Below are 23,858 nucleotides of genomic sequence, written 5' to 3'. Positions count from 1 at the left end.
GCGCGTTCTACAGGGCAGCGACGAGTGGGGCAGAGCACGGTGCGGTGGAGCCGTATGTCGCTACGATCGGCCACCATCGGCGGGCGCCCGCCCGACCCCCCCAGGCCAGGGAGCGAAACGTGCTGATCACCCACGACACCCGGTGTTCCCTAGACGCCGTGGTGGACCTGGTGAACACCGCGCCGGAGGACGACACGGCGCCGGACGGACTGCCCGATGTCGCGGCGCTCCAGGTTTTCGTACGAAACCACGACATGAGCGGTGTGGGCGTGCTCTCGGAGTTCGACCTGTCGGCGGTGCGCAGGGTCCGCGGACGGTTCGCGGGCATCTTCGCCGCCCCGGACGCCCGGACCGCCGCAGGGATGATCAACGAACTGGTCGCGGCCGCGGGCACCACCCCCCAGCTCACGGACCACGACGGCTACGACTGGCATGTGCACTACTTCGCGCCGGGCGCCTCGGTGGCCGACCACCTAGCCGCCGACTGCGGGATGGCGCTCGCGTTCTTCGTCGTCGCCGGGGAGCAGGAGCGGCTGCGGCGCTGCGAGGCCCCGGACTGCCGGCGCGCCTTCGTCGACCTCTCCCGCAACCGCTCGCGCCGCTACTGCGACAGCCGGACCTGCGGAAACCGGCTGCATGTCGCCGCCTACCGCGCACGTCGCAAGGAGGCGGCGGGCTGATCCCCGGGGCAGGTGCCCGAGGATGCCCGAAGGCCGGAAGGGCTGTGACCACGGGCCGGCCGTTCGGTCCGCCGTCGGGGTTCGTCGATGCCGACGCCTGTCCCGGCGGGTGGCGCCGGGACGGGCGGGTACGGCTCACAGCCACAGCAGGTCGTGCAGCGCAGCCATGAGGAGCAGACACCCGATCACCGCAAGGAAGATCATCAGCGGTGGCTGGGAAAGGGCGAAGAGGCACCCGCGCGGCTCGTCCTTCGGCGGCACGGCCTCGCTCTGTTTCGTGTCCAGCATCTCGCGGCGATGATGACCCAGCGAGCACCCGCCGCGCGATCAACACGCCCGAAATGGACGGTAGTTCGCCGAATTCCGTGATGTCCGGTTCACTTGCGCCCGGCCTGTGAACGCTTCCGCGCGCGCCGTAGACGGACTGTGTCGTTTCAATGCCTCATGCGATTGTCATATGCATCCGCCCGCGACCCACCTGAACAGGGTCGGGCCCGCGCGAAGCGGCCGCGGTGCGGAAGCCCGCGTGGGGCCCGCCCCCGCGGAGCGTCATATTCCGTGCTTCTTGAGGATGGCCTCGATATCGCTGAAGTCCTCACCCGAGCCGGTGCCGCGAGGCGCCCCCGTGGGCTTGGCCGCCGGGCGGGTGGCGGGACCCAGCGACGGTGCCGAGGCGGTGGGGGCGACTGCGTCCCGCCGCTCGCCCCGGGCGGCCGCCTTGCGCTCGGCGCGGGTGGAGCCACGCCGTCGCTCCAGGGCACGCGTGGAGGCGAACAGGGCCCAGGCCGCACCGAGCACGGCGAAGCCCGCCCAGGCGGTGGGGCTGAAGGCCGTGTCGGCGAGCCAGCCGACCACTCCCGTCATGACCAGGCCGACGGGCACGAGTGAGTAGGCGGCGATACGGGCCGCCGACAGGTACCGCTTGCGGTAGGCGGTCACCACGGCGATGCCCAGGCCCGCCGCGGACGCGGCGGAACAGACTGTCTCGGCGATCATCCGGTCCTCCTGGCGGGCTCGGGCGGGCGGGGCGACGGACACGCGCTGCGTCGCGCCCCCTCCATCGTGCACCGCCCGGCCCGTGCGATCCATGCCCAGGCCCGACAATCAGGGGCATCTCGGGGTCCTCTCCGGGTCGTCTCCACCCCAGGTACGAGCGGTGATGACAGCCGGCCACCGGCCGCCGCCCACCGTCACGATTGGGTCGACGGAGTCCGGCCTGGAAGACTGGTCGCCATGAACGACTCCCCCGCGCGCGCCGACGCCCTGGTCCTCGACGTCTGGTGCGAACTCCAGTGTCCCGACTGCCGCAGCGCCCTGGACGACCTCCGCGCCCTGCGTGCCCGGTACGGCGACCGGCTGGAGCTGCGGCTGCGGCACTTCCCGCTGGAGAAGCACAAGCACGCCTTCGCCGCCGCACAGGCCGCCGAGGAGGCTATGGAGCAGGGGAAGGGCTGGGAGTACGTCGGGGCGGTCCTCGGCCGGGTCGAGGAGCTGGACCGCGGCGGCGAGCCGTTCCTGGTCGAGGTGGCCCGTGAACTGGGCCTGGACGCCGAGGAGTTCGACACCGCTCTGGTCGACGGTCGGCACATCCTGATCGTCGACGCCGACCAGGCCGAGGGGCAGGCCATCGGCGTGACCGGCACCCCGACCTACGGCATCGGCGGCGAACGCCTCGACGGCGGCAAGAGCCAGGAGGGCCTGCGCGAGCGGGTGACGGAGATCGCGGACCGGTTGCTGGCCGAGGGGGAGTAACCCCGCAGCCGAACCCCACAGCCGGTTTCGGAGCGGTTTTCAGAGCAGATTCTTGTACAGGTGGTAGGTGATCGTCTCGTAGCCGAGTGACTCGTAGAGCCGCTCGGCGGGGGTGTTGCCCGCGAAGACGTTCAACATGATGGCGTTGCGGCCGGCCGCAACGCCCTGCGCCTCCGCCAGGAGCATCAGCGTGCGGCCGTGCCCCCTGCCCCGGTGGCGCGCGTCGGCCTCGACCTTGTAGACGAAGGCGCTGCCCTCTCGGGTGCCCGTCCAGAGCGTGCCGACCGCGGTCCCTTCGTGCTCCAGGACGCTGAAGGCCATTCCCGCGGTGGCCAGGCCGTCGGGCAGCGAGGTGGCGGTGTCCCGCAGCGCCTTGGCCCTGGCCTCGGCCTCGGGCACCCCGCGCTCGATCCAGCTCTGCGCGTAGTCCTCTTGGTGCTTCTCCTGCCAGGAACCGAACTCCGCCGGGGTCATGGGCCGCCCCCGGCTCCCCGCGGGCAGTCCGGGCGTGGTGTCGCCGAGCGGCTTTTCCATGTGGCGGTTGCGTACGAGGTAGCCGAGAGCGTTCGCCGCCTTCAGCGCCGCCTCCGCTTCCGCGGGCACCGATGCCTCGACCCGCGTGCACCCCCACCCTCGCAGCACCTCCTCCGCGGCGAGCGCGGCGACCGTGCCCCGGCCTCGTCGGCGGTCCGGCTCCTCGATGCGCAGGTCCAGGATCCGGCCCACCGAGTTGCCGAAGTGAGGGCTGATGCCGATGTGTATCGCGCCGACGGGACGGCTGTTCACACACACCTGGTACCGGCGTGAACGCGTCCCGCCGGCTTCGTGCTGGAGCGGCTCGGTCGGCCGCAGGGTGGTGGTCATCAGAGGTGTTCTACCCGCCGCGGACTCCCACGTCAGCCCATTTAAAAGGGGGCTCTTACGGATCCAGGTCCTCGCCCGACCGCTCGTCGAAGATCCGCATCGCCTTGGCGGTCACCGGGCCGGGGGCGCCGGGGAGCGCGCGGTCGTCGACCCGGTGCACGGCCTGGACGTCGCGCAGGGTGGAGGTGAGGAAGACCTCGTCGGCCCGCTCCAGGACGTCCAGGGGCAGGTCGGTCTCCTTGGCACCGGCCCACTCGACGGTCAGGGCGCGGGTGATGCCGGCGAGACAGCCGGAGGCGACCGGCGGGGTGTGGATCTCGCCGTCGAGGACGACGAAGACATTGGAGCCGGTGCCCTCGCAGAGCTGTCCGACGGTGTTGGCGAACAGCGCCTCGGAGGCGCCGTGTTCGTGGGCGCGGGCCAGGGCCAGGACGTTCTCGGCGTACGAGGTGGTCTTCAGACCGGTGACCGCGCCGCGCTCGTTGCGGGTCCAGGGGACCGTGATGACGGCGGTGGCGTCGGCGCGGCGGCCGGTCTCCCCGACGGCGACCACGAGGGTGGGTCCGCGGTCACCGCGGTCGGAGCCGAGCGGGCCGTGGCCCCCGGTGTAGGTGATGCGCAGCCGGCCCAGCGGCATCGGGTTGGCCGCCAGCACCGCCTCGCACGCCCGGCGCACCTCGTCGTGGTCCGGCTCGGGCAGGCCGAGGCCGCGGGCCGACCGGGTCAGCCGGTCGAGGTGCCGGGTGAGCGCGAAGGGCCGGCCCTCGGTCGCCTTCACCGTCTCGAAGATGCCGTCTCCCACGGTCAGCCCGTGGTCGAACACGGAGACACGCGCGGACTCGGCGTCCTGCAGCCCGCCGTCCAGCCAGATCTTCACCGGGGATCCCCTTCGTTCACGTCGTACGTACCCGACGCTACCGCGAGCAGCCGGGCGGCCTTGAGCTCGGTCTCCCGCCATTCACCTTCGGGGTCGGACCCCCAGGTGATCCCGGCCCCGGTACCGAACCGCAGCTCGCCCGCGCCCCGGTCGATCCAGAAGGTCCGGATGCCCACGGCCAGCTCGCCGACGCCCCGGTCCGCGTCGACCCATCCGATGCCGCCGCAGTACGGGCCGCGCGGCGCGGTCTCCAGGTCCTCGATGATCCGCAGGGCGCTCGACTTCGGCGCGCCGGTGACGGATCCGGGCGGGAAGGCCGCGGCCAGCAGCTGGGCCCAGCCGGCCCCCACGGGCAGTTCGCCCCGGACCGTGGAGACCAGATGGACGAGCCCGGGATGCTTCTCGACGGCGCACAGGTCGGGGACGGTCACCGTGCCGGGGGTGCAGACCCGCCCGATGTCGTTGCGGACAAGGTCGACGATCATCACGTTCTCGGCGTAGTCCTTCTCCAGGAGGTCCGCCTCGGTGCGGCCGGTGCCCTTGATGGGCCCGCTCTCCACGCTCCGCCCCGCCCGGCGCAGGAACAGCTCGGGCGAGGCGGTGGCTATCTCCACGCCGTACTCCGGCAGCCGAATCGTTCCTGCGTACGGCGCCGGGTTGCCGCGGGCGAGCAGCGCGGTCAGGGCGTCGACGTCGGCGTCCGGGTCGACCGGCGCGGACAGCACGCGGCACAGGTTGGCCTGGTACACCTCGCCGGCTGCGATATGCGTACGGATCCGCCGCACGGCCCCCGTGTACGCGGCGCGGTCGAGGGACGACGTCCAGTCACCGGCGGCCGGGCCCCGCCACTGCCCCGGCACCGGCGCGGGCACCGGTTCCTCCCGTACGTCGCCGAACCGGGCGCAGGTCAGCCGGCCCTCGAAGTCCGCGCAGACGGCCCAGAAACCGGTGCTGTCGAGAGCCGTGGGGTCGCTGGTGACATCGAGGAGGCCGGTGGCGAGCCGTGTGCCGAAGCGGGCCAGAGGAGGGTGATGGAGCACGTCGTCGAGTCTATGGCGGGTGTCGTGGGGGTGGCCCGGGCATGTCGTCAAGGGTGCCCTGACCACGTCGTCAGCCGGGACCGGCGCAGCACGCTGCGCAAACGCGTTTTTGTACTGGCCCGGGAATCCGCTAGAGTTCAACACGTCGCCGGGCCGCGAGAGCGGACCGAAACGACAGGCGGACGTAGCTCAGTTGGTAGAGCGCAACCTTGCCAAGGTTGAGGTCGCGAGTTCGAGCCTCGTCGTCCGCTCGAAGGAAGTAGGGATCTTCCCGATCCCCTACACTCCTGGTGGAGTGGCCGAGAGGCGAGGCAACGGCCTGCAAAGCCGTCTACACGGGTTCAAATCCCGTCTCCACCTCCAAGGACGATTAGCTCAGCGGGAGAGCGCTTCCCTGACACGGAAGAGGTCACTGGTTCAATCCCAGTATCGTCCACTGGATCTTCGCCCCCTTCGTCGCTCTCGTCGAAGGACCGGGGATCTGATCCCGCGCGATTAGCTCAGCGGGAGAGCGCTTCCCTGACACGGAAGAGGTCACTGGTTCAATCCCAGTATCGCGCACGCAGTGCCCGTGATCTTCGGATCGCGGTCCCGAGGACGATTAGCTCAGCGGGAGAGCGCTTCCCTGACACGGAAGAGGTCACTGGTTCAATCCCAGTATCGTCCACAGCGCAGAGAGCCCCGACCGTTCCGACGGTCGGGGCTTCTTCGTGTGCCAGGGGCTGCGCGTGCGCCCGGCACAGGTGCCGGGCGCGCCGGGCTCAGCTGGAGAAGAGCATGTGGGCCCAGCTCTTGTTGTGGCCGTGGTGACCGCCGTGGTGCCCACCGTGGCCGCCGTAGTGACCGCCGTGGTGCTGCTGCGGGGCGCCCCAGGCCGGAGCGGGCGGCGCCGGGTAGGCCTGCGGGGCCGGCGGGACCGGCTTCGACCACTGGGCCTCCATCTGGGTCAGCGCCTCCAGCTCGCCGTAGTCGAGGAAGATGCCCCGGCAGCCGCTGCACTGCTCGATCTGGACGCCGTTGCGGTTGTAGGTGTGCATCGGCGCATGACACTTCGGACACTGCATGGTCGGCTCAACTCCTCGCCGGTAAAAACTGCTTCACGTTCTCCCAGGACAGACTCCGTCCGACCCCGGTCGGTTGCACCCTACTTCGGGAAATCGAGGGCCAACCGGGCGGGGACCGGGGTGGGTCGGGAGCAATACGGGGGTCATTCCGGGGCCATCCGGGCACAAGCGTCGATCAAGGACTGTTCCACCTCGTCCAGGGCGCGGTCCGCCGCGAGCGCCTTCGCGAGGTAGCGGGCAGCGGTCTGGACGGTGAGGGCGCGGGCCGGAACGTCCAGGGCCGGCCAGGGGTCGCCGTCCTCCGGTACGGCCGGCCCGCCGGCCGCGCGGTAGGCGGTCAGGAAGCGGCTCCAGTCCTCGGGTGGGAGGAGGCCGCAGGCGTACCAGGAGGCGGGGCGGGCGAGGTCCCAGGCCGGGACGCCGACGCCCAGGTCGTCGACGTCGATGAGCCGCCACGGGCCCTCCGGCGCCGGGTGCCGGACCAGCTGGCCGAGGTGCAGATCACCGTGGCAGAGGGTACGGGTGCCGGGCATCGGGGCCTCCGCGCGGGCCCAGGCGGGCAGCGCGGACCAGGCCCGGAGAACCGGCGGGGCGGCGGGGTGGCCCGGAGCGGCGGCCAGCGCCTCGCGGAGGCGGGCTGTCGCATGGGCCGCCTTGGCGGGGCCGCGCATCGGAGGCGTGGCGGGGAGGGGTGGGGTGCGGTGGAGACGGGCGAGGAGGGTGGCGGCGGCTTCCCAGGGAGCGGCGTCCGGGGCGTCGGGGTCCACGGGGCGGCCGTACGGCCAGAGGGTGACCGGGCGGGTGCCGAGCACCGTCGCCGGGGTGGGCGTGAGCGGGGCGAGGAAGACGTCGGGGAGGTGGGCGGCGGTGGCCAGGCGGCGGGCCAGGGCGGTGGGATCGGTGCCGGGGGCGTGGGCCTTGGCGACGGTTTCCGCGTGCCGGAGGACCGTGGTGTCGGGGCGGTGGGCGAGGGTGGTGGTGGCGCCGCAGTGGCAGGGCGTCGCGTCCGGGTGGGCGGCGGCTCTGACCTTGGCGGTCAGCTGCGGTATTACGTCTGCGGTCGTCAACGGTCCCCCGGGGTGTGCGGTTGCTGCGCTGAGCGTACGTCGGTGCTCTGGGGCCGCGTTCACAGCGGGGCGAGGTGGGAGCTGGGGTACCGGGGTTTCGCTCGCCCGCGCTTGCGCGGTGCCTCCCCCAGAGGGGGTACCCCCCGGCGCCCAGCCGTGCCGCCCTGCGGCACGCTTGCCCGCAGCTGAGTTGGCTGCGAAAAAAAGCAATGCCGGCGCAGCTCCCCAGCTGCGCCGGCATTTTTGCCGTCCGCCGCACCCCCGTCCCCACGGGGTTTCATGGGTGGATGTCCCCGCCCGAACCGCTCTTCCGGGCCTGGGGTCGCCGCTCAGCGCCCCAGCATCACTCCCACGGACGACGCCTGTGTGGCCACCGTCTCCCAGCCGTCGAAGACGAGCAGGAGCAGGGCCGCCAGGGGAAGGGCCATCAGCGTCGCCACCAGGGGGTGGCGGCGGCCCTGCCGGCGGGGGCGGGTGGTGTGTGTCCGCTGTGCCGTAAGAGCCATGGTCCCTCTCCTGACCGTTCAGTTGTCGTTGGCAGCGGCGGGTGTCTGACCTCGGGGGACGAGTGCTGCACCCGCCGCTTGACCTCAAATCTAGGCGCGGGCCGCCTCGGGGACGTCATGCCCTCGTACCGAATCGCGGGCCTCCGAGAGGATGAGCCATGACCTGCGGTCTACTCCCCTGGGTGGAGACGGGGTCCCACACCTCGTCCTAGGCCTCGGGGTCTTCCCGGAGGGGCTGCCCGGTCCTTCCCGGTTTTTCCGAGCTGTCCTCACGGGGTACCGGCTGCTCGACGAGGGCCAGGACCCGGGTCGCCATGAAACGGGCCGTACGGACAACACTGCCGTTTCGCGTGACTTCGCTCACTTCCACCACCCCTCGTCGTACCGCCGTCTCCACCCGGCGGCCCGCCCTGCTGGCCACCACCTCGTAGGTACGGGTCGTGTCGCCGGCGTCGACGACTATCTCCACTCGGTCACCCTTCACAGCTTCAATCCCCCTTCTGTGACGGCTTGTTGGAGCAGCCGGATGCTCAAAGGAGCCGATATCGGCGCCTTCCTGACCACTCCTCAATTCTCGCACCCGGCACTGACAATCCGTCGGGCCGAGAGGGCGCGGCCTCTGCGCGCGGGCGGCCGTGGAAACGTAAGCTGTGCCACGTCACACGGACCGGGCAGCGGGGATGAACATGGCGATGATGCGCCTGAGGCGCGAGGACCCGCGCGTCGTCGGCTCGTTCAGGCTTCACAGAAGGCTCGGCGCCGGCGGGATGGGCGTGGTCTACCTCGGCTCCGACAAGAAGGGGCAGCGGGTCGCGCTGAAGGTGATCCGGCCGGATCTGGCGGAGGACCAGGAGTTCCGGTCGCGTTTCGCCCGTGAGGTCTCGGCGGCCCGGCGGATCCGGGGCGGGTGCACGGCACGGCTGGTCGCCGCGGATCTGGAGGCCGAGCGGCCGTGGTTCGCCACCCAGTACGTACCCGGTCCCTCGCTGCACGACAAGGTCGCCGACGACGGCCCGCTGGGCGCGGCGGACGCGGCGGCGGTCGGGGCGGCGCTCTCCGAGGGCCTGGTCGCCGTGCACGAGGCCGGCGTCGTCCACCGGGATCTCAAGCCGTCCAACATCCTGCTGTCCCCGAAGGGGCCGCGGATCATCGACTTCGGCATCGCCTGGGCCACCGGGGCCTCCACGCTCACCCACGTCGGTACGGCGGTGGGCTCCCCCGGGTTCCTGGCGCCCGAGCAGGTGCGCGGCGCGGCCGTCACCCCGGCCACCGATGTGTTCTCGCTCGGCGCGACCCTGGCGTACGCGTCGACCGGCGACTCGCCCTTCGGGCACGGCAGTTCCGAGGTGATGCTCTACCGCGTGGTCCACGAGGAGCCGCAGCTGTACGGGGTGCCGGACGCGCTGGCCCCGCTGGTGCGGGCCTGCCTGGCGAAGGACCCTGAAGACCGGCCGAGCACGCTGCAGCTGTCGCTCCGGCTGAAGGAGATCGCCGCGCGCGAGGCGCAGGGGCTGCCGGACGTACGGCCGCCGGCGCCACGGGCCGCGGAGGCGGACCGGCCGACCGGGCGGCTCGCCGAGACCTACCCGGAGCCGCAGCGCACCCAGCGGCGGCCGCCGCAGTCCTCGCCGGGCACGCCGGTACGGGGCAACACGCCCTCGCGCGGCGGGAACGGTCCACGGGCGACCGGCGGTGTGCCGTCCCGTCCGGGTGGCGCGCGCCCCACGCCCGCTCCGCGCGGCCACGGCAGCGGCAGCCGGCCCGGAAACACCAACGGGAACCGGCCCGGGCCGCGCAGCGGTACCGGACGACCGGCGCCGCGCCCCACGGGCACCGGACGGCGCCCGGCCAACCCCCGACTGCTGCGCCAGCGGCTGTTCGTGTTCGTCGTGGTGACCCTGCTGGTGGCGCTGGGGATCGCGTTGGCCCAGGGCTGTTCCGGCCCGGCGCACGGGATGGGCGTGCCCGGTGGGGGCGTACCCGCGAAGTCGGCAGCCCTCAGGGAGTAACAGCTCCTATGCCTGCGGGCGGCCGGTGGTCACCGCGTAGAAGGCGACCGCGGCCGCCGCGCCGACGTTGAGGGAGTCGACGCCGTGGGACATCGGGATGCGGACCCATTCGTCGGCGGCGACCAGCGCCTGCGTGGAGAGGCCGTCGCCCTCCGCGCCGAGCATCAGGGCCACTCTGTCCATCCGGTGCGGGGCGGCCTCGTCGAGGCTGCGGGCCTTCTCGTCCGGGGTGAGGGCGAGCAGCGTGAACCCGGCCTCGCGGACCGAGTCGAGCCCCTTGGGCCAGGTGTCGAGACGGGCGTACGGCACGGAGAAGACCGCGCCCATCGAGACCTTCACGCTGCGGCGGTAGAGGGGGTCGGCGCAGTCGGGGGACAACAGCACCGCGTCCATGCCGAGGGCCGCCGCCGAGCGGAAGATCGCGCCGATGTTGGTGTGGTCGTTGACCGACTCCATGACGACGACCCGGCGCGTGGTGCGCAGCAGTTCGGTCGCCGTCGGCAGCGGCTTGCGCTGCATGGACGCGAGCGCGCCGCGGTGCACGTGGTAGCCGGTGACCTTCTCGGCGAGCTCCGGGCTGACCGCGTAGACGGGGGCCGGGAGTTCGTCGATGACATCACGCATGACGTCGACCCACTTGGCGGACAGCAGCATCGAACGCATCTCGTAACCCGCGTCCTTCGCCCTGCGGATGACCTTCTCGCCCTCGGCGATGAACAGGCCTTCGGCCGGTTCACGCTTGCGGCGCAACTCGACGTCGGTCAGGCCCGTGTAGTCACGCAGGCGCGGGTCGTCGGGATCCTCGACGGTGATGAGATCGGCCACAGGGTGATACTGCCTTGTCCTGGGTGTGGTGCCAACGGGCTGGAACGGGTTGTGTTACCCGGGGTTACGCCGGTGCCTCTCCGGCGGACGGGTGCGGGCCGACGTTCACGACCTCGCCGACGACGATGACCGCCGGGGGCTTCACGTCCTCCGCGCGGACGACCTCCGCCACCGTGGCGAGGGTCGCGTCGACCCGGCGCTGGGCGGCCGTCGTGCCCTCCTGGACCAGGGCGACCGGGGTGTCCGGGGACTTGCCGTGGGCCACCAGGGTCTCGGCGATCTGCCCGATCTTGTCGACGCCCATCAGGATCACCAGGGTCCCGGTGAGCTTCGCGAGGGACGGCCAGTCGGCGAGCGAGCGCTCGTCGTCCGGCGCGACATGGCCGCTGACCACGGTGAACTCATGTGCGACGCCCCGGTGCGTGACCGGGATGCCGGCCGCGCTCGGCACCGAGATCGAGCTGGAGATGCCGGGCACGACCGTGCAGGGGATCCCGGCCTCGGCGAGCGCCTGGACCTCCTCCATGCCCCGGCCGAAGACATAGGGGTCGCCGCCCTTGAGTCGTACCACCGACTTGCCCTGCTTGGCGTGCTCGATCAGGGCGTTGTTGATGGCCTCCTGGGCCATGTAACGGCCGTACGGGATCTTCGCCGCGTCGATCACCTCGACGTGCGGCGGGAGTTCGGCGAGCAGGTCGCGGGGGCCGAGGCGGTCGGCGATCACCACGTCGGCCTCGGCGAGCAGACGGCGGCCGCGCACCGTGATCAGGTCGGGGTCGCCCGGGCCACCGCCGACCAGGGCGACGCCCGCGTGGCGGGTGCGGTGGTGCGGGGCGACGAGGGTGCCGTCGCGCAGGCCCTCGACGACCGCGTCCCGGATGGCGGCGGTGTGACGGGGGTCGCGGCCCCGGGCGTCGGTGGTGAGCACGGCGACCGTGACGCCCTCGCTGTGGCCGGTGGCCGGGGTCCAGGCGGTGGCCTGGTCGGCGTCGTCGGAGCGGACGCACCAGACGCGGTGCCGCTCCGCTTCGGCGGAGGCGGCGGTGTTGGCGTCGGGGTCGCTGGTGGCGATGAGGGCGTACCAGGCCTCGGTGAGGTCGCCGTCCTGGTAGGGGCGCTGCACCCAGGTGATCTCGCCGGCGTCCGCCATGGCCTCGACGGAGGGGGTGGCCTCGGGGGATACGAGGGTGATGTCGGCGCCGGCCGCGATGAGCGCGGGGAGGCGGCGCTGGGCGACCTGGCCGGCGCCGAGGACGACCACCTTGCGGCCGGTGAGGCGGAGGCCTACGGGGTAGGCGGGGTGTTCGGCCATGAGGGTGCGGCTCCCAGGTGTGGCGGCGGTTCGATGCCCTGACGTGCAGATTTTACGGGGCGCGGAGTTGCGGCGGCTCAGGTGCCCAGGGGCTGGGCAGGGTGGCCGGGTGCAGGCGCGGTCCGTGCCTACCCGTTCCGGCCGGGGGGGCACCTCACAGGCCCTTGAGGCACCGGGGGAGGAACGCCTCCCCACGGACCACGAAGCGGTGGCGCCCACGCAGGTCGAACGGCCGGACCACCATGCGGTCGGCGCCCGCGCGAGACGAACCACCCGGACCACTGTGCAGCCGACGCCCACTCAGGTCGAACCACCCGGACCACCATGCGGCCGACGCCCGCACACGGCGAACCGCCCCGGCCACGATGGGCCGGGGTCCGCGCAGGTCGTACCGCGCCGGCCGCAACGGCTCGTCGTCGGTGCGGAGCGAACCGCGCGGGCTGCGGTGGGTCGCCCGGACCGGGGGCGGCTCCCCGCCCGCGCAGAACCGCACAGGCCACGGTCCACTCCCTGGTCGCGCAGGACGGCCCCGCTACTTCTCGGTCACGCCCGCCGAGTCGAACGTGGCCACCTCGTGCATCGCCCTTGCCGTGCTCTGGACCAGTGGGAGGGCCAGCAGGGCGCCCGTGCCCTCGCCCAGGCGGAGGTCGAGGTCGACCAGGGGGCGCAGGCCCAGCTTGTTGAGGGCGGCGACATGGCCGGGCTCCGCGCTGCGGTGGCCCGCGATGCACGCGGCCAGGACCTCGGGCGCGATCGCACGGGCCACCAGGGCCGCGGCGCCCGCGCTGACTCCGTCCAGGATCACCGGGGTGCGCAGGGACGCGCCGCCGAGCAACAGGCCCACCATCGCCGCGTGTTCGAAGCCGCCGATCGCCGCGAGGACGCCGATGGGGTCGGCCGGGTCCGGCTGGTGGAGGTCCAGGGCGCGGCGGACGACCTCGGTCTTGCGGGCGAGGGTCTCGTCGTTGATGCCAGTGCCGCGGCCGGTCACCTCGGCCGGGTCGGCCCCGGTGTAGACGGAGATGAGCGCGGCGGACGCCGTGGTGTTGGCGATGCCCATCTCACCGGTGAGCAGGGCCTTGTTGCCGGCCGCCACCAGATCGCGGGCGGTCTCGATGCCCACCTCGATGGCCTGCTTGGCCTCCTCGCGGGTCATGGCCGCGCCGGTCGTCATGTCGGACGTGCCCGCGCGGACCTTGCGGGGCAGCAGGCCGGGCGTCGCCGGGAGTTCGGAGGCGACGCCGACGTCCACCACGCACACCTCGGCGCCCACCTGGGACGCGAACGCGTTGCAGACCGCTCCCCCGCCGAGGAAGTTGGCCACCATCTGGGCGGTGACCTCCTGCGGCCAGGGGGTGACGCCCTGGGCGTGCACCCCGTGGTCGCCGGCGAAGATCGCGACGGCCGCGGGCTCCGGGATCGGCGGCGGGCACTGCCGGGACAGTCCGGACAGCTGGGCGGAGATGATCTCCAGCATGCCGAGCGCACCGGCCGGCTTGGTCATCCGCTTCTGCCGCTCCCAGGCCTCGCCGAGCGCCTTGGCGTCCAGCGGGCGGATCCCGGCGACGGTCTCGGCGAGCAGGTCGTGCGGGTCCTCGCCGGGCAGGGCACGGCGGCCGTACGTCTCCTCGTGCACCACCCAGGACAGCGGGCGCCGCTTGGACCACCCGGCCTGCATCAGCTCGGGCTCGTCCGGGAACTCGTCGACGTAACCCACGCACAGGTAGGCGATGACCTCGAGGTGCTCGGGCAGCCCCAGCGCGCGGACCATCTCGCGCTCGTCGAAGAAGCTGACCCAGCCGACGCCGAGGCCTTCGGCGCGGGCGGCGAGCCAGAGGTTCTCGACGGCGAGGGCCGCGGAGTACGGCGCCATCTGCGGCTGGGTGTGCCGGCCGAGGGTGTGGCGGCCGCCGCGGGTCGGGTCGGCGGTGACGACGATGTTGACCGGAGTGTCGAGGATGGCCTCGATCTTCAGTTCCTTGAACTGCTTCGCGCGGCCCTTGGGGAGGGACTTGGCGTAGGCGTCGCGCTGGCGCATGGCCAGTTCGTGCATGCTGCGCCGGGTGTCGGCGGACCGGATGACGACGAAGTCCCAGGGCTGGGAGTGGCCGACGGAGGGCGCGGTGTGGGCGGCCTCCAGGACACGCAGCAGCACCTCGTGCGGGATGGGGTCGCCGCGGAAGCCGTTGCGGATGTCACGGCGTTCGCGCATGACCTTGAGAACGGCCTCGCGCTCGGCGTCGTCGTAGGCGGGCGCGGCCGCGCCGGTGGACTGACGTGCTTCTGCCACGGGGGCCGTGCTCTCTTCCTGGTCGGCGGCCCTGGTCTCCAGGTCCTCCGCGTGCTGTACGACATCGGGGTGGTGCGCCGCCACGGGCCCGGGCTCGGCCTCGCGGGGCGCGGGGACGGTGGCGGCCTGCTCCGGCATGTTCTCGCCCTGGTCCTGAGCAGGGAGGACCAGCGGGTGCGGCGGGGTCGGGGCGAGGTGCGGGGTGGTCGGCACCTGGCCGTCGACGGCGACGAATTCGCCGTGGGGCTGGTCCGGCGCGGGCTGCGTCGGAACGGCCGGGGCCAGGGACTCCTGGGCCGCCGGGGTCTCCTCCGGCTGAGCCGCGGGGGTGGGCGGGGTGCCCTGGGTCTGGGGGCCGGCGAGGGGCTGGGCCGGCAGCGGCTCAGGAGCCTCTGGGACCTCGGGGGCGGTGACGGTCTCCAACGGCGGTACGACGGCCGCCGCGGGGAACTCGGCCGGGACCTGCGGCGCCACGGCGTCCGGGGCGGGTGGCGCGAGGTGCTCGGCCTCCGGGGCGGCGGGGGCGAGCGGCTCCGGGGCCTCGACGACGGCCGCGGGGGCCACGGGGGCTGCCGGGGCCGGCGCCTCGGCGACGGCCTCCTCGGGCTGCACCGGCGCGGGCGGCACGGTGGCCACCGGCTGACCGGCCTCGGCCAGGACGGCTTCCGGGGCGCGGACGGGCTCGGGGGCGACCGCCTCCGACGCCGGGACGGACTCGGGCGCGACGGGCTCCACGACCTGCTCGGGCACGACGGTGTCGACGACCTGCTCGGGCACGAAAGGTTCCACGACCTGCGGCTCCGGCGCGACCGGTGGCACGGGGTAAACCGGCTCGGGGTGCACCGGCTCGGCCGTCACGGCCTGGACGGCCGGTTCCGGAACCGCCGCCGCCATGAGCGGACCCGAGGCCTCCGCCACGGGCACGGCCTCGGCCACCGCGTCAGGAGCCGACCCGGCACCGGGTAGGGGCATGGTGCCCTGCCCCTCCGAAACCTCCGGGGCCTCCGAAGCCCGCGGAATCTGCACGGCCTGCGGGATGTGCACGGCCTGCGGAACCGGCGCGATCACCGGCGCGGCCTCCGGCATCGCATTCGTCACGGGCCCCTGGCCACCGTCCGGAGCCTCGGCGACCTGCGGAGCCACCGGCTCGGCCACGGGCACCGGCACGCCCCCGTCGACCGACTGGGCCACGCCCTCCGGGCCGTACGCGTTCTCGGGCCACACCTCGAGGCCCGCCGGTGCCTGCTGCTCGGCCGCGATTCCCGCGACATCCGTCAGCGCGGACCCCGGCGCGAAAGCCGTGGGAGCCGCAACGGCGACGGAAGCCACGGAAGCCACCGTCTCCGGTGCCGGAACAACCGTTTCCGCAGCCGGGACCTGTGCGGCCACCTGTGCCACCGGCGCTGCCTGCGGGACCACCTGCGACGCACCCCAGGGCGCCGCGGCCTGCGGCGCGGCCTCGCCCAGCGGCTGGGCGTCGAGGTACTCGGGTCCGGCCGTCGGCAGGCCGGGCTGCCGGGACGCCGACGTGTCGGCCGGGCCCCGGTCGGCGAGGGAGCGGACCGGGCTCGCGGAGGTGTCGGGGATCGGCGGACCGAGGTGCAGCGGTCGGCGCGGGGCCGGGGTGGCCGTCGGGTCGTGGGGCACGGAGAGGATCGGGGACGCCGGTACCGAGCTGGGCAGCCGGACGGCGGTGAGGTCGACCGAGCCGCTGTCCCGGCCGTCCGTCTCGTGCGGGCCGGGCTCGTGGACGGTCTCCACGACCGGTTCCGGGGCCGGTGGCGGCACTTCGTTGCCCCAGGCCCCCTGGGCGCCCGGGAGCAGCAGGTCTTCGTCCTCGGCGGGCGATTCGGAGAGGTAGGTGTACGCGCCGTGCGCGAGAACGCCCGGCTGTTCCACCATGCCTGCGCTCTCCGGCAGTCCCTCGCCCGGGACCTGGCCGGTGTCCGTCATGCGTACCCCTCGCCCATCGGTTAGTGCCTTCTACGACCAGCTCACTCGGGGCGGCGCACCGACCGCCCCACAGTGAGAACGAGCGTGCGTGCCCAGCGGCACGAACGACCCGCCGGAAAAGGCGACAAAGCCATTCAGTGGCATTGTCCCGGCCGTTCGACCGTCGCGACAGCGTGATCCGCGACAGCCCGCTGTGGACTGCGCCACGTTGCGCGTCCCCGGTCCTGCCCTACCACACCCGCCCCAAAAGGGGCGCGTTTTCCGGATATTGACGAACGAATTTCCGGGCCACCGGTGCGGTGCAGCGATCGGCCAGCCTACCGCGCGCAGTATGACAACAGGATCACGGGGCTCGCTCGGGCAGGACGCCGCTGAGCAGGAAAGCGACGTTCCGCTCGGTCTCCGTCCAGGCCCTGGTGTCGAGTTCGACGGACTGCAGCAGGGCGCATTCGACCTGATATCCGTGCTCGGTCAGGTCGCGTCCGATGAGTTCGGCCGCGTCGCGGGTGGCTGCGTGGGTGACGATGCGCTGCGGGCGGCGGTCGGCGACCGCGTTGACCACGGCCGCTCCCCCGCCGCCGACCCGGACGACGTCGGGTTCGGGCAGGTTCTCCAGCACATGGGGCGCGCCGCCGTGCACGATCTGGAGCTGGACCCCGAACTTGCGGGCGGCCGCCTCGCTGCGGACGCAGGCCGCGAGGTCCCGGTCGACGGCGATGACGGCGGCCCCGGCGCGTGCGGCCTCGGTGGCGAACGCGCCGCTGCCGCAGCCGATGTCCCAGACGAGATCCCCCACCCGGGGGCCCAGCCGGGTGAGTTGGGCGGACCTCAGCAGATCCGTTTCCCCTTCGCCGAGCGCGACTCCCTCGCCGTACTCCGCGTCGGGCTGCACCCAGCCGCGCGGGCCGGCCGACGGGTCCCGGCCGGCGATCCAGCCGCCGCCCTCACCCGCCGGCACCGGTGCGGAAGGCCCGCCGATGACGATGACGACGTTGGGGTCGCGCCAGGTGTGGTCGGCGGCCTTGTCGGAGGTGACGACGCTGACCTGCTCGCGGTCGGTGCCGAGTTCCTCGCAGATGACGAAGGTGCGGTGGACGCCCTCCATCAGCAGGCCGAGTTCGGCGGGTCCGGCACCGGGTGAGGTGAGGACGGCGACCTTGGTGTGGGCGCGGCACACATTCACCGCGCGTCGCAGGGTGCGCCGGTGTGCGACGACCACCTGCGCGTCGTCCCAGGGCATGCCGGCGCGGGCGAAGGCGGCGGCCACCGAGGAAACGGCGGGGACGACCTCGACCTCCAGGCCGAACTCGGGCGCGCGCAGGGTCCGTACGACACCGAAGAAGCCGGGGTCGCCGTCGGCGAGCACCACCGCGGTGCCGCGGTGGCCGGCGATCCGGCGGGCGGCGAGGGCGACGCTGCCGAGACGGATGCGTTCGGCGGTCGGTGGCACCTCGGGGAGGGCCAGATGGTGGGCCGCGCCCGCGACGAGCGTGGCGGCGCCGAGCGCGCCTCGTCCCGCGGCGGTCAGCGGCGAGCCGTCCCAGCCGATCACCGTGACCCGGTCGGCCATCGTCGTCAGTCTCCAGGGTTTTCGCAGGTCGTCAGGGTCCGGGCCCATGGTCGGGCTCCGTGAGAGTACCTGGTGGAGCTGTCCGGCGCGCGACGGGGCGAGTCCCGTCGGCGTCAGTTCCAGGAGCTGAAGCCGCCACTCTCGGCGAGTTCCTCGCCGGCGCCTTCCAGGTCCTCCGGGAGCAGGCTCCACACGATGAAGTCGGTGCGCACGTCCGCCCAGGTGCCGTCCTCTGTGCGGACGTGGACTATGCAGGCGTTGCGCAGCACGCCCTCGCTGATACCGCCGATCTTCTGGGCCACCTGCTGGGAGGCGGTGTTGTCGGCGGCGGTGCGGATCTCGATGCGTTCGAGCTTCTGGTCACCCAGGAGCCAGTGGGCGGTGGCGAGCGCGGCCTCGGAGGCGTAGCCCTCGCCGCGGGCCCAGGGGGCGATGATGTACGACAACTCGGTCGACCGGATGTGCCAGTTGGTCTTGGTGAGCTGGATGACGCCGACCAGGCGCTGGGTGAGGAACTCGGTGACCGCGAGGTCGAGGCCCCGGCCGTCGGTGCGTTCGGCGGGGGCGTACTCGGTGATCCAGTGCCGGGCCGCGTCCTCGGTGAACGGCTGGGGCACGTCGGTCCAGGCCGCGACCTGCTCGTCGTTCATCATCTCGGCCAGGGCGGGCACGTCGTCCTCGTCGAGGGGACGCAGCACCAACCGCTCCGTGCTGATGGAGATGTTGGGGAAGGTGCTAGTCATGCGCCACTCCGTAACCTTCGGAAATCCTTCAGGGCGTGCGAACTGCCCAGCATGCAGCATGAAACCACTGAACGGCACGACGGGGCCCACCCGCGGTGAGCGAGTGGACCCCGTGCGTGGCGATACGCCGTATACGTGCCGTCGGAAAGACGTATACCAGCCGTCGGAAAGACGATCAGGAGGGCGATCAGGAGGACGTTCAGAAGGACGGGATGACCGAGCCCTGATACTTGTCCTCGATGAACTTCTTGACCTCGGGCGACGTCAGGAGCTTGGCGAGCTTCTTCACCCGCGGGTCCTTCTCGTTGCCCTTCTTCACCGCGAGGAAGTTGCCGTAGGGGCTGTTCTTCGCGGACTCCAGGACGAGGGCGTCCTTGGCGGGCTTGATACCGGCGGAGATGGCGTAGTTGCCGTTGATCACCGCGGCGTCCACGTCGTCCAGGGAGCGCGCGGTCTGGGCCGCCTCGACCTCCTTGAACTGGAGGTTCTTCGGGTTCTTGGCGATGTCCTGCGGGGTCGCCTCGGTGCCGGCGCCGTCCTTGAGGGTGATGAGCCCGTTGGCGGCCAGCAGCTTGAGGGCACGCGCCTCGTTCACCGCGTCGTTCGGGACGGCGACGGTCGCACCGCTCTTCAGCGCGTCGGCGCTCTTGACCTTGTGGGAGTAGAGGCCGAGCGGCTCCAGGTGCACCGTGACGACGGGCACGATGTGGGTGCCGCGCTTCTTGTTGAAGTCGTCGAGGTACGGCTGGTTCTGGAAGTAGTTGGCGTCCACCGAGCCGTCCTCGGTCGCCGTGTTCGGCACGATGTAGTCCTGGAACTCCTTCACCTCCAGGTCGAGTCCGGCCTTCTTCGCCAGGTTGTCCTTGACGTAGTTCAGGATCTCGGCGTGCGGGGTCGGGCTCGCGGCGACGACGAGCGGACCGCTGTAGTCGGCGGAGGCGGAGTCCTTGTCCGAGCCGCAGGCGGTGAGCCCGAAGGTGAGGGCTCCGGCGGCGAGGACGGCGGTGGTGATTTTGGCGGTGTTACGCACGAAAAGTGCCTTTCCTTAAGGGTGGAGCGACCCCGCGGTGGGTGGTGCGGGGAAAACTGAAGGGGTGCCGAAGGGACTCAGACGGTCTTGCCGGTGGCCGTGGAGGCCTTCAGCAGCCGCAGCTTCGGCACGGGCCCGGACCGGCCGCCGCGGCGGTGCAGGGAGCGGGCCGCGTAGTCGCCGGCGAACTGGATGAGGGAGATGACGACGGCGAGGATCGCCACGGTGATCCACATCAGCTGGGTCTCGAAGCGCTGGTAGCCGTAGCGGATCGCGATGTCGCCGAGCCCGCCGGCGCCGACCGTGCCGGCCATGGCCGAGTAGCCGATGAGCGCGACGATCGTGGTCGTGGTGGAGGAGATCAGCGAGGGCAGCGACTCGGGCACGAGGACCTTGCGTACGACGGTCCAGGTGTTGCCGCCCATCGACTGCACGGCCTCGACCAGGCCGCCGTCCACTTCGCGGACAGCCGTCTCGACCAGCCGCGCGAAGAACGGGATCGCACCGATGGCGAGCGGCACGATGGCCGCCTCACGGCCGATGGTCGTCCCGGTGATCGAGCGCGTGAAGTTCATCAGCGCGACCATCAGGATGATGAACGGCATCGAGCGGGCGATGTTCACGATCTGCCCGATGACCTTGTTGGCCAGCACGTTCTGGAGCAGTCCGCCGCGGTCGGTGAGGACGAGCAGGACGCCGAGCGGGAGCCCGCCGACGACGGCGATCAGCGTGGACCAGCCGACCATGTAGAGCGTGTCCCAACACGCCTGGGACAGCAGCGGCTGCATCTCGGACCAGCTCACTTGGCACCTTCCTTCACCAGCGCGGGCTCCTGGCCCACCACGTCGATCTGCAGGCCCTGTTCGCGCAGGAAGCCGACGGGCACCACGTTGTCCTCGTAGCGGCCGGGCAGTTCGATGCGCATCCGGCCGATCTGGAGGCCGCCGACGGTGTCGATGGCGGCACCAAGGATCGATATGTCGATGTTGTAGGTGCGGGAGAGCTGGGAGATGACCGGCTGGGTGGCGGCCTCGCCGTGGAAGGTGACGTCGAGGACGGTGCGGTCGTCGCCGGAGGCCTCGCCGCCGACCGGGAACAGCGCGGCGGCCAGCTCGGATCCGGGGGTGCCGAGCAGTTCGCTGACGGTCCCGGACTCGACGATGCGTCCCTTCTCCATGAGGGCGGCCGAGTCGCAGATCGACTTCACCACGTCCATCTCGTGTGTGATGAGCAGGACGGTCAGGCCCAGCTGCCGGTTCAGGTCGCGCAGCAACTGGAGGATGGAGCGGGTGGTCTCCGGGTCGAGGGCGCTGGTGGCCTCGTCGGAGAGCAGCACCTTGGGGTCGCCGGCGAGTGCGCGGGCGATGCCGACGCGCTGCTTCTGGCCGCCGGAGAGCTGGGCCGGGTAGACCTTCGCCTTGTCGGCGAGTCCGACCAGGTCGAGCAGCTCCAGCGCTTTGCGGGAACGTTCCTTCCCCGACGTGCCGAGGATTTCGAGCGGCAGCTCGACGTTGTCCTGGACGGTTCGAGTGGAGAGCAGGTTGAAGTGCTGGAAGACCATGCCGATACGGCTGCGCGCCTGCCGCAGCTCGCGGCCGGCCCGGGGGCCGCGCCCGGCGAGGGCGGTGAGGTCCTGCCCGTCGACCGTCACGGTGCCGGCGGTGGGACGCTCCAGGAGGTTGACGCAGCGGATGAGCGAGGACTTGCCGGCGCCGGACTGGCCGATCACGCCGTACACCTCGCCCTCGCGGACGTGCAGATCGACGCCGTCGAGGGCGGTGATCTCGCGGCCGTGGGAGCGGTGGGACCGGTAGATCTTCGTCAGGCCCGTTGTGGTGATCACTGGGATTCCATCACTGTTGAGTACGCGGGCGTGGGTGTGCCCTGGTACGGGAGGGAAAATGTGCGCGGGGCAGCCGGGTCACATACGGCTCAGGGCGTACGGACAGGCCACGGCGGCGGCTCGCTTCGGGGCGCGAGGCTCTGGGGTGGTGCGGGGGCCCTCTAGAAGGCGCACATTCGACACATACAACGAGCACCGGGCGTCATGGTCGCCTCGGTCGCAGGGGTGCGGTCGCTCGTCGTGGTCATGCGATCAGTAAACCAGACCTACGGTCCTGACAGCCCGCCGCCGTCCGCATGCTGGACAGCGGCGGACGCCCGTCAGCGGCGCGTGGAGATCTCGACGAGGTGGCCGGTGACCAGTGCCGACAGGGCGGAGAGGTCCTGCACCACAAGGTCCGCGTCCAGCTCCTGCGCCGGGTGGGTTGTGGCCAACCCCACGGTGGTCATCCCGGCGGCGCGGCCCGCCTGGAGACCGGCCGGGGCGTCCTCGAAGACCACGCATCGGGCCGGGTCGACGCCCAGCCGTCGGGCAGCGAGGAGGTAGGGCTCGGGGTCGGGCTTGCCGCGGGTGATGTCGTCGGCGGCTATCAGCGTCTTGGGCCGTATCCCGACCGCGTCCAGGCGCGCCTCGGCGAGCCGGCGGGTGGCCGAGGTGACGACGGCCCAGCGGTCGGCGGGGAGGGAGTCGAGGAGGGCGGCGGTGCCGGGAAGCAGCCGGACGCCGCCGTTGGGGACGTCCTCCACCTCCAGCTGCTCGACCCGGGCGACGGCCTCCGGGACGAGGTGGGCGGGGAGCAGGTCGGCGACGATGTCCGCGGCGGTCCGGCCGTGCAGTTCGACTCGGGCGAACTCCTCGGTGACGCCGTACTCCGCCGCCCAGCGGGTCCAGCAGCGCTCCACGGAGTCGAGGGAGGAGACCAGGGTGCCGTCGTTGTCGAAAAGCAGGGCTTGTGCGTGGATCGTCATGGTCTAGACCCTACGGTGTACGGCAGGGGCGACGGCGTGAGGCCGTTTCCGCCGTAATAAGGTCACCGCATGCTCAATGCCCTGTTGCTGGTGACCGGAGTCGCCGCACTGCTGCTCGCCGCGTGGTGCGGCTGGGCCGCGTACCGGGACCAGCCGACGAAGGACTGGCACTTCATCGGGATGGCCGTGGTGTCGGTACTGGCGGTGATCCAGCTGGTGGCCGGGATCGTGCTGCTGGCCCGGGGCGACAAGCCGGCGCAGGGTACGACGATCTTCGTGGCGTATCTGCTGGGCGCGTTCGCGTGCGTCCCGGCGGCGGGGTTCATGTCGCTGGCCGAGCGGACCCGGTGGGGCTCCGTGACGGTCGCCGCGGGCGGCGTGGTGCTGGCCGTGCTGGAGGTGCGGCTCTATGACATCTGGGGAGGGTGAGATGACGACCGTGGAACAGAGGCCGAAGCGGCTCACCAGTGGGCCGGGCACGCTTCTTGTGTGGTTCTACGGCGTGATGGTCGTCGGGGCCGTGTCGCGATCCGCGTACCAGATCGCGACCGAGTTCGACCGGGCGCCGCTCGCGTACTCGCTGTCGGCGGTCGCGGGGGTGGTGTACGGGTTCATCACGTACACGCTGGTGCGGGGCGGCGAGGCGGCGCGCAGGGCGGCGCAGGTGTGCTGTGCCGCCGAGCTGGCCGGGGTGTTGATCGTGGGTACGTGGACGCTGGTCGACTCTTCGGCGTTCCCGGACGCGACCGTGTGGTCGGACTACGGGATGGGGTACGTGTTCATTCCGGTGCTGTTGCCGATCTCCGCGTTGTACTGGTTGCGGAAGACGCCCAGGCAGCAGGAGGGCTGAGCAACGGGGCGACAGCGGGGCCGTCGTGGCTTGTCGCGCAGTTCCCCGCGCCCCTTTCGGGGCGCTCCACTTCGGGGCGTTGAAAAGCTAGGCAGTTGTCGCGTAAGTACCGGCCGGCTTCTCCAGGACGATCATCGGGACGCCGTCCGCGCCCTTCGACGTGCCCACCGTTTCGTAGCCGACCCGGCGGTACAGGCGGAGGTTGCCCTCGCTGCGGTGGCCGGTGAAGAGGCGGAACCTCTTGGCGCCGCGCTGTTCGGCGAGGGCCTCCTCGGCCGCGCGCAGCAGCCGCGCGCCGATGCCGTGGCCCTGGAGGCGGGGGTGGACGCAGAGCTTGCCGATGGCGGCGGCGCCGTCGTCGGTGACCGAGCCGCGGACCGAGCCGACGACCTCCTCGCCGAGTCGGGCGACGAAGACGCAGTCGGACGCGACCTCCTGGCGGACCGAGTCGAGGCTCTGGACGAGCGGGTCGATGCGGTAGTTGCCGTACAGCGCCGCCTCGCTCTGGAAGCACAGGTACTGGAGCCTGAAGATCTGCTCTACATCCTGCTCGGTCGCCACCGAGATGGTCACGCTCATGCCCATGTGCGCACGCCTCCCGCTCACCTGATCGCC

Annotated in this window: 24 protein-coding genes and 5 tRNA genes; 10 read left to right on the top strand and 19 right to left on the bottom strand. The window is 72.1% G+C overall.

What is annotated here, in order from left to right; genetic code table 11:
- Nucleotides 1–119 precede the first annotated feature (119 nt).
- Entirely contained in the window at nucleotides 120–680 is a 561-nt protein-coding gene (locus ACWGJB_RS05015) for a CGNR zinc finger domain-containing protein (protein WP_360490296.1), read from the top strand.
- Between the two features lie 135 nt (nucleotides 681–815).
- Here the strand turns inward: ACWGJB_RS05015 and ACWGJB_RS05010 are convergent, their stop codons facing one another.
- Together ACWGJB_RS05010 and ACWGJB_RS05005 are read right to left on the bottom strand one after the other, a co-directional pair.
- Nucleotides 816–968, bottom strand: coding sequence for a hypothetical protein (locus tag ACWGJB_RS05010; protein ID WP_352219917.1), 153 nt, complete (start codon nucleotides 966–968; stop codon nucleotides 816–818).
- Between the two features lie 261 nt (nucleotides 969–1,229).
- Nucleotides 1,230–1,676, bottom strand: a complete 447-nt coding sequence (locus ACWGJB_RS05005) for a hypothetical protein (RefSeq protein WP_453378853.1) — start codon at nucleotides 1,674–1,676, stop codon at nucleotides 1,230–1,232.
- Between the two features lie 237 nt (nucleotides 1,677–1,913).
- Here ACWGJB_RS05005 and ACWGJB_RS05000 point away from each other — a divergent pair, with 237 nt between their 5' ends.
- Complete coding sequence (locus tag ACWGJB_RS05000; protein ID WP_453378852.1) at nucleotides 1,914–2,432, top strand: DsbA family protein; 519 nt, start codon at nucleotides 1,914–1,916, stop codon at nucleotides 2,430–2,432.
- A gap of 39 nt (nucleotides 2,433–2,471) precedes the next feature.
- On the opposite strand, the gene ACWGJB_RS04995 is transcribed toward ACWGJB_RS05000, so the two are convergent.
- Genes ACWGJB_RS04995 through ACWGJB_RS04985 form a run of 3 tightly spaced genes read right to left on the bottom strand, consistent with a single transcriptional unit; the run spans nucleotide 2,472 to nucleotide 5,213 of the window.
- Nucleotides 2,472–3,296, bottom strand: coding sequence for a GNAT family N-acetyltransferase (locus ACWGJB_RS04995; protein WP_453378851.1), 825 nt, complete (start codon nucleotides 3,294–3,296; stop codon nucleotides 2,472–2,474).
- A 55-nt stretch (nucleotides 3,297–3,351) separates the two neighbouring features.
- A complete protein-coding gene (locus ACWGJB_RS04990) occupies nucleotides 3,352–4,173 on the bottom strand; it encodes an aminotransferase class IV (RefSeq protein WP_453378850.1) in 822 nt (273 codons plus the stop codon).
- Nucleotides 4,170–5,213: a chorismate-binding protein gene (locus ACWGJB_RS04985; RefSeq protein ID WP_453378849.1), complete on the bottom strand. Its 1,044-nt coding sequence runs from the start codon at nucleotides 5,211–5,213 to the stop codon at nucleotides 4,170–4,172. Before ACWGJB_RS04985 ends, ACWGJB_RS04990 begins: the two co-directional genes overlap by 4 nt.
- Before the next feature lie 178 nt (nucleotides 5,214–5,391).
- On the opposite strand from ACWGJB_RS04985, the gene ACWGJB_RS04980 reads away from it, so the two are divergent.
- The 5 genes from ACWGJB_RS04980 (at nucleotide 5,392) to ACWGJB_RS04960 (ending at nucleotide 5,880) form a co-directional block, all read left to right on the top strand.
- A tRNA-Gly gene (locus tag ACWGJB_RS04980) sits at nucleotides 5,392–5,464 on the top strand.
- Nucleotides 5,465–5,502: 38 nt separating this feature from the next.
- Nucleotides 5,503–5,576 (top strand) — tRNA-Cys (locus ACWGJB_RS04975).
- A 1-nt stretch (nucleotide 5,577) separates the two neighbouring features.
- A tRNA-Val gene (locus tag ACWGJB_RS04970) sits at nucleotides 5,578–5,649 on the top strand.
- 53 nt (nucleotides 5,650–5,702) lie between these two features.
- A tRNA-Val gene (locus ACWGJB_RS04965) sits at nucleotides 5,703–5,774 on the top strand.
- Nucleotides 5,775–5,808: 34 nt separating this feature from the next.
- Nucleotides 5,809–5,880: transfer RNA gene (locus ACWGJB_RS04960), tRNA-Val, on the top strand.
- 94 nt (nucleotides 5,881–5,974) lie between these two features.
- Here ACWGJB_RS04960 and ACWGJB_RS04955 read toward each other — a convergent pair.
- The 4 genes from ACWGJB_RS04955 to ACWGJB_RS04940 all read right to left on the bottom strand — a co-directional run bounded on the left by ACWGJB_RS04955 (nucleotide 5,975) and on the right by ACWGJB_RS04940 (nucleotide 8,334).
- A complete protein-coding gene (locus tag ACWGJB_RS04955; RefSeq protein WP_365796536.1) occupies nucleotides 5,975–6,277 on the bottom strand; it encodes a TFIIB-type zinc ribbon-containing protein in 303 nt (100 codons plus the stop codon).
- 143 nt (nucleotides 6,278–6,420) lie between these two features.
- Nucleotides 6,421–7,344: a phosphotransferase gene (locus tag ACWGJB_RS04950; protein ID WP_453378848.1), complete on the bottom strand. Its 924-nt coding sequence runs from the start codon at nucleotides 7,342–7,344 to the stop codon at nucleotides 6,421–6,423.
- 329 nt (nucleotides 7,345–7,673) lie between these two features.
- On the bottom strand, nucleotides 7,674–7,850 hold the full coding sequence (locus tag ACWGJB_RS04945) for a hypothetical protein (protein ID WP_046726640.1): 177 nt from the start codon (nucleotides 7,848–7,850) through the stop codon (nucleotides 7,674–7,676).
- A 208-nt stretch (nucleotides 7,851–8,058) separates the two neighbouring features.
- The gene (locus ACWGJB_RS04940; protein WP_453378847.1) at nucleotides 8,059–8,334 is read right to left on the bottom strand and encodes a hypothetical protein; all 276 of its coding nucleotides are present in this window, start codon (nucleotides 8,332–8,334) and stop codon (nucleotides 8,059–8,061) included.
- A 196-nt stretch (nucleotides 8,335–8,530) separates the two neighbouring features.
- Here ACWGJB_RS04940 and ACWGJB_RS04935 point away from each other — a divergent pair, with 196 nt between their 5' ends.
- On the top strand, nucleotides 8,531–9,859 hold the full coding sequence (locus ACWGJB_RS04935; RefSeq protein ID WP_453379033.1) for a protein kinase domain-containing protein: 1,329 nt from the start codon (nucleotides 8,531–8,533) through the stop codon (nucleotides 9,857–9,859).
- Between the two features lie 6 nt (nucleotides 9,860–9,865).
- On the opposite strand, the gene ACWGJB_RS04930 is transcribed toward ACWGJB_RS04935, so the two are convergent.
- The 9 genes from ACWGJB_RS04930 to ACWGJB_RS04890 form a co-directional block, all read right to left on the bottom strand.
- Nucleotides 9,866–10,684, bottom strand: coding sequence for a TrmH family RNA methyltransferase (locus ACWGJB_RS04930; RefSeq protein ID WP_132889225.1), 819 nt, complete (start codon nucleotides 10,682–10,684; stop codon nucleotides 9,866–9,868).
- A gap of 64 nt (nucleotides 10,685–10,748) precedes the next feature.
- Nucleotides 10,749–11,996, bottom strand: coding sequence for a uroporphyrinogen-III C-methyltransferase (gene cobA / locus ACWGJB_RS04925; RefSeq protein WP_453378846.1), 1,248 nt, complete (start codon nucleotides 11,994–11,996; stop codon nucleotides 10,749–10,751).
- A 532-nt stretch (nucleotides 11,997–12,528) separates the two neighbouring features.
- Nucleotides 12,529–16,239 carry a nicotinate-nucleotide--dimethylbenzimidazole phosphoribosyltransferase gene (cobT, locus tag ACWGJB_RS04920; protein ID WP_453378845.1) on the bottom strand — a complete coding sequence of 1,237 codons (3,711 nt, stop codon included), beginning with the start codon at nucleotides 16,237–16,239 and terminating at the stop codon, nucleotides 12,529–12,531.
- Between the two features lie 343 nt (nucleotides 16,240–16,582).
- Entirely contained in the window at nucleotides 16,583–17,809 is a 1,227-nt protein-coding gene (cbiE, locus tag ACWGJB_RS04915; RefSeq protein WP_453379032.1) for a precorrin-6y C5,15-methyltransferase (decarboxylating) subunit CbiE, read from the bottom strand.
- Between the two features lie 113 nt (nucleotides 17,810–17,922).
- On the bottom strand, nucleotides 17,923–18,552 hold the full coding sequence (locus ACWGJB_RS04910) for a GNAT family N-acetyltransferase (RefSeq protein WP_453378844.1): 630 nt from the start codon (nucleotides 18,550–18,552) through the stop codon (nucleotides 17,923–17,925).
- A 199-nt stretch (nucleotides 18,553–18,751) separates the two neighbouring features.
- The gene (locus ACWGJB_RS04905) at nucleotides 18,752–19,582 is read right to left on the bottom strand and encodes a MetQ/NlpA family ABC transporter substrate-binding protein (protein WP_360490269.1); all 831 of its coding nucleotides are present in this window, start codon (nucleotides 19,580–19,582) and stop codon (nucleotides 18,752–18,754) included.
- Between the two features lie 77 nt (nucleotides 19,583–19,659).
- Nucleotides 19,660–20,385, bottom strand: coding sequence for a methionine ABC transporter permease (locus ACWGJB_RS04900; RefSeq protein WP_453378843.1), 726 nt, complete (start codon nucleotides 20,383–20,385; stop codon nucleotides 19,660–19,662).
- On the bottom strand, nucleotides 20,382–21,425 hold the full coding sequence (locus tag ACWGJB_RS04895) for a methionine ABC transporter ATP-binding protein (RefSeq protein WP_453378842.1): 1,044 nt from the start codon (nucleotides 21,423–21,425) through the stop codon (nucleotides 20,382–20,384). Before ACWGJB_RS04895 ends, ACWGJB_RS04900 begins: the two co-directional genes overlap by 4 nt.
- A gap of 320 nt (nucleotides 21,426–21,745) precedes the next feature.
- Nucleotides 21,746–22,393, bottom strand: coding sequence for an HAD family hydrolase (locus ACWGJB_RS04890; protein WP_453378841.1), 648 nt, complete (start codon nucleotides 22,391–22,393; stop codon nucleotides 21,746–21,748).
- A gap of 69 nt (nucleotides 22,394–22,462) precedes the next feature.
- On the opposite strand from ACWGJB_RS04890, the gene ACWGJB_RS04885 reads away from it, so the two are divergent.
- Together ACWGJB_RS04885 and ACWGJB_RS04880 are read left to right on the top strand one after the other, a co-directional pair.
- Nucleotides 22,463–22,822 carry a hypothetical protein gene (locus tag ACWGJB_RS04885; RefSeq protein WP_365796554.1) on the top strand — a complete coding sequence of 120 codons (360 nt, stop codon included), beginning with the start codon at nucleotides 22,463–22,465 and terminating at the stop codon, nucleotides 22,820–22,822.
- 1 nt (nucleotide 22,823) lies between these two features.
- Nucleotides 22,824–23,243, top strand: coding sequence for a hypothetical protein (locus ACWGJB_RS04880; RefSeq protein ID WP_453378840.1), 420 nt, complete (start codon nucleotides 22,824–22,826; stop codon nucleotides 23,241–23,243).
- Nucleotides 23,244–23,330: 87 nt separating this feature from the next.
- On the opposite strand, the gene ACWGJB_RS04875 is transcribed toward ACWGJB_RS04880, so the two are convergent.
- On the bottom strand, nucleotides 23,331–23,828 hold the full coding sequence (locus ACWGJB_RS04875; RefSeq protein WP_453378839.1) for a GNAT family N-acetyltransferase: 498 nt from the start codon (nucleotides 23,826–23,828) through the stop codon (nucleotides 23,331–23,333).
- Between the last annotated feature and the right edge of the window lie 30 nt (nucleotides 23,829–23,858).

It is taken from the genome of Streptomyces sp. NPDC054813, assembly GCF_053611365.1.
Note: the sequence above shows the minus strand (reverse complement) of the source record. Positions and strands in the feature narration are given on the sequence as shown.

What these genes read in the sequence shown, in the direction of transcription:
- ACWGJB_RS04880 (WP_453378840.1), top strand. Translation starts at nt 22,824, where the DNA reads ATGACGACCGTGGAACAGAGGCCGAAGCGGCTCACCAGTGGGCCGGGC.
- cbiE (WP_453379032.1), bottom strand. Translation starts at nt 17,809, where the DNA reads ATGGCCGACCGGGTCACGGTGATCGGCTGGGACGGCTCGCCGCTGACC.
- ACWGJB_RS05005 (WP_453378853.1), bottom strand. Translation starts at nt 1,676, where the DNA reads ATGATCGCCGAGACAGTCTGTTCCGCCGCGTCCGCGGCGGGCCTGGGC.
- ACWGJB_RS04955 (WP_365796536.1), bottom strand. Translation starts at nt 6,277, where the DNA reads ATGCAGTGTCCGAAGTGTCATGCGCCGATGCACACCTACAACCGCAAC.
- ACWGJB_RS04935 (WP_453379033.1), top strand. Translation starts at nt 8,531, where the DNA reads ATGAACATGGCGATGATGCGCCTGAGGCGCGAGGACCCGCGCGTCGTC.
- ACWGJB_RS04885 (WP_365796554.1), top strand. Translation starts at nt 22,463, where the DNA reads ATGCTCAATGCCCTGTTGCTGGTGACCGGAGTCGCCGCACTGCTGCTC.
- ACWGJB_RS04890 (WP_453378841.1), bottom strand. Translation starts at nt 22,393, where the DNA reads ATGACGATCCACGCACAAGCCCTGCTTTTCGACAACGACGGCACCCTG.
- ACWGJB_RS04995 (WP_453378851.1), bottom strand. Translation starts at nt 3,296, where the DNA reads ATGACCACCACCCTGCGGCCGACCGAGCCGCTCCAGCACGAAGCCGGC.
- cobT (WP_453378845.1), bottom strand. Translation starts at nt 16,239, where the DNA reads ATGACGGACACCGGCCAGGTCCCGGGCGAGGGACTGCCGGAGAGCGCA.
- ACWGJB_RS04945 (WP_046726640.1), bottom strand. Translation starts at nt 7,850, where the DNA reads ATGGCTCTTACGGCACAGCGGACACACACCACCCGCCCCCGCCGGCAG.
- cobA (WP_453378846.1), bottom strand. Translation starts at nt 11,996, where the DNA reads ATGGCCGAACACCCCGCCTACCCCGTAGGCCTCCGCCTCACCGGCCGC.
- ACWGJB_RS05010 (WP_352219917.1), bottom strand. Translation starts at nt 968, where the DNA reads ATGCTGGACACGAAACAGAGCGAGGCCGTGCCGCCGAAGGACGAGCCG.
- ACWGJB_RS04910 (WP_453378844.1), bottom strand. Translation starts at nt 18,552, where the DNA reads ATGACTAGCACCTTCCCCAACATCTCCATCAGCACGGAGCGGTTGGTG.
- ACWGJB_RS04875 (WP_453378839.1), bottom strand. Translation starts at nt 23,828, where the DNA reads ATGGGCATGAGCGTGACCATCTCGGTGGCGACCGAGCAGGATGTAGAG.
- ACWGJB_RS05000 (WP_453378852.1), top strand. Translation starts at nt 1,914, where the DNA reads ATGAACGACTCCCCCGCGCGCGCCGACGCCCTGGTCCTCGACGTCTGG.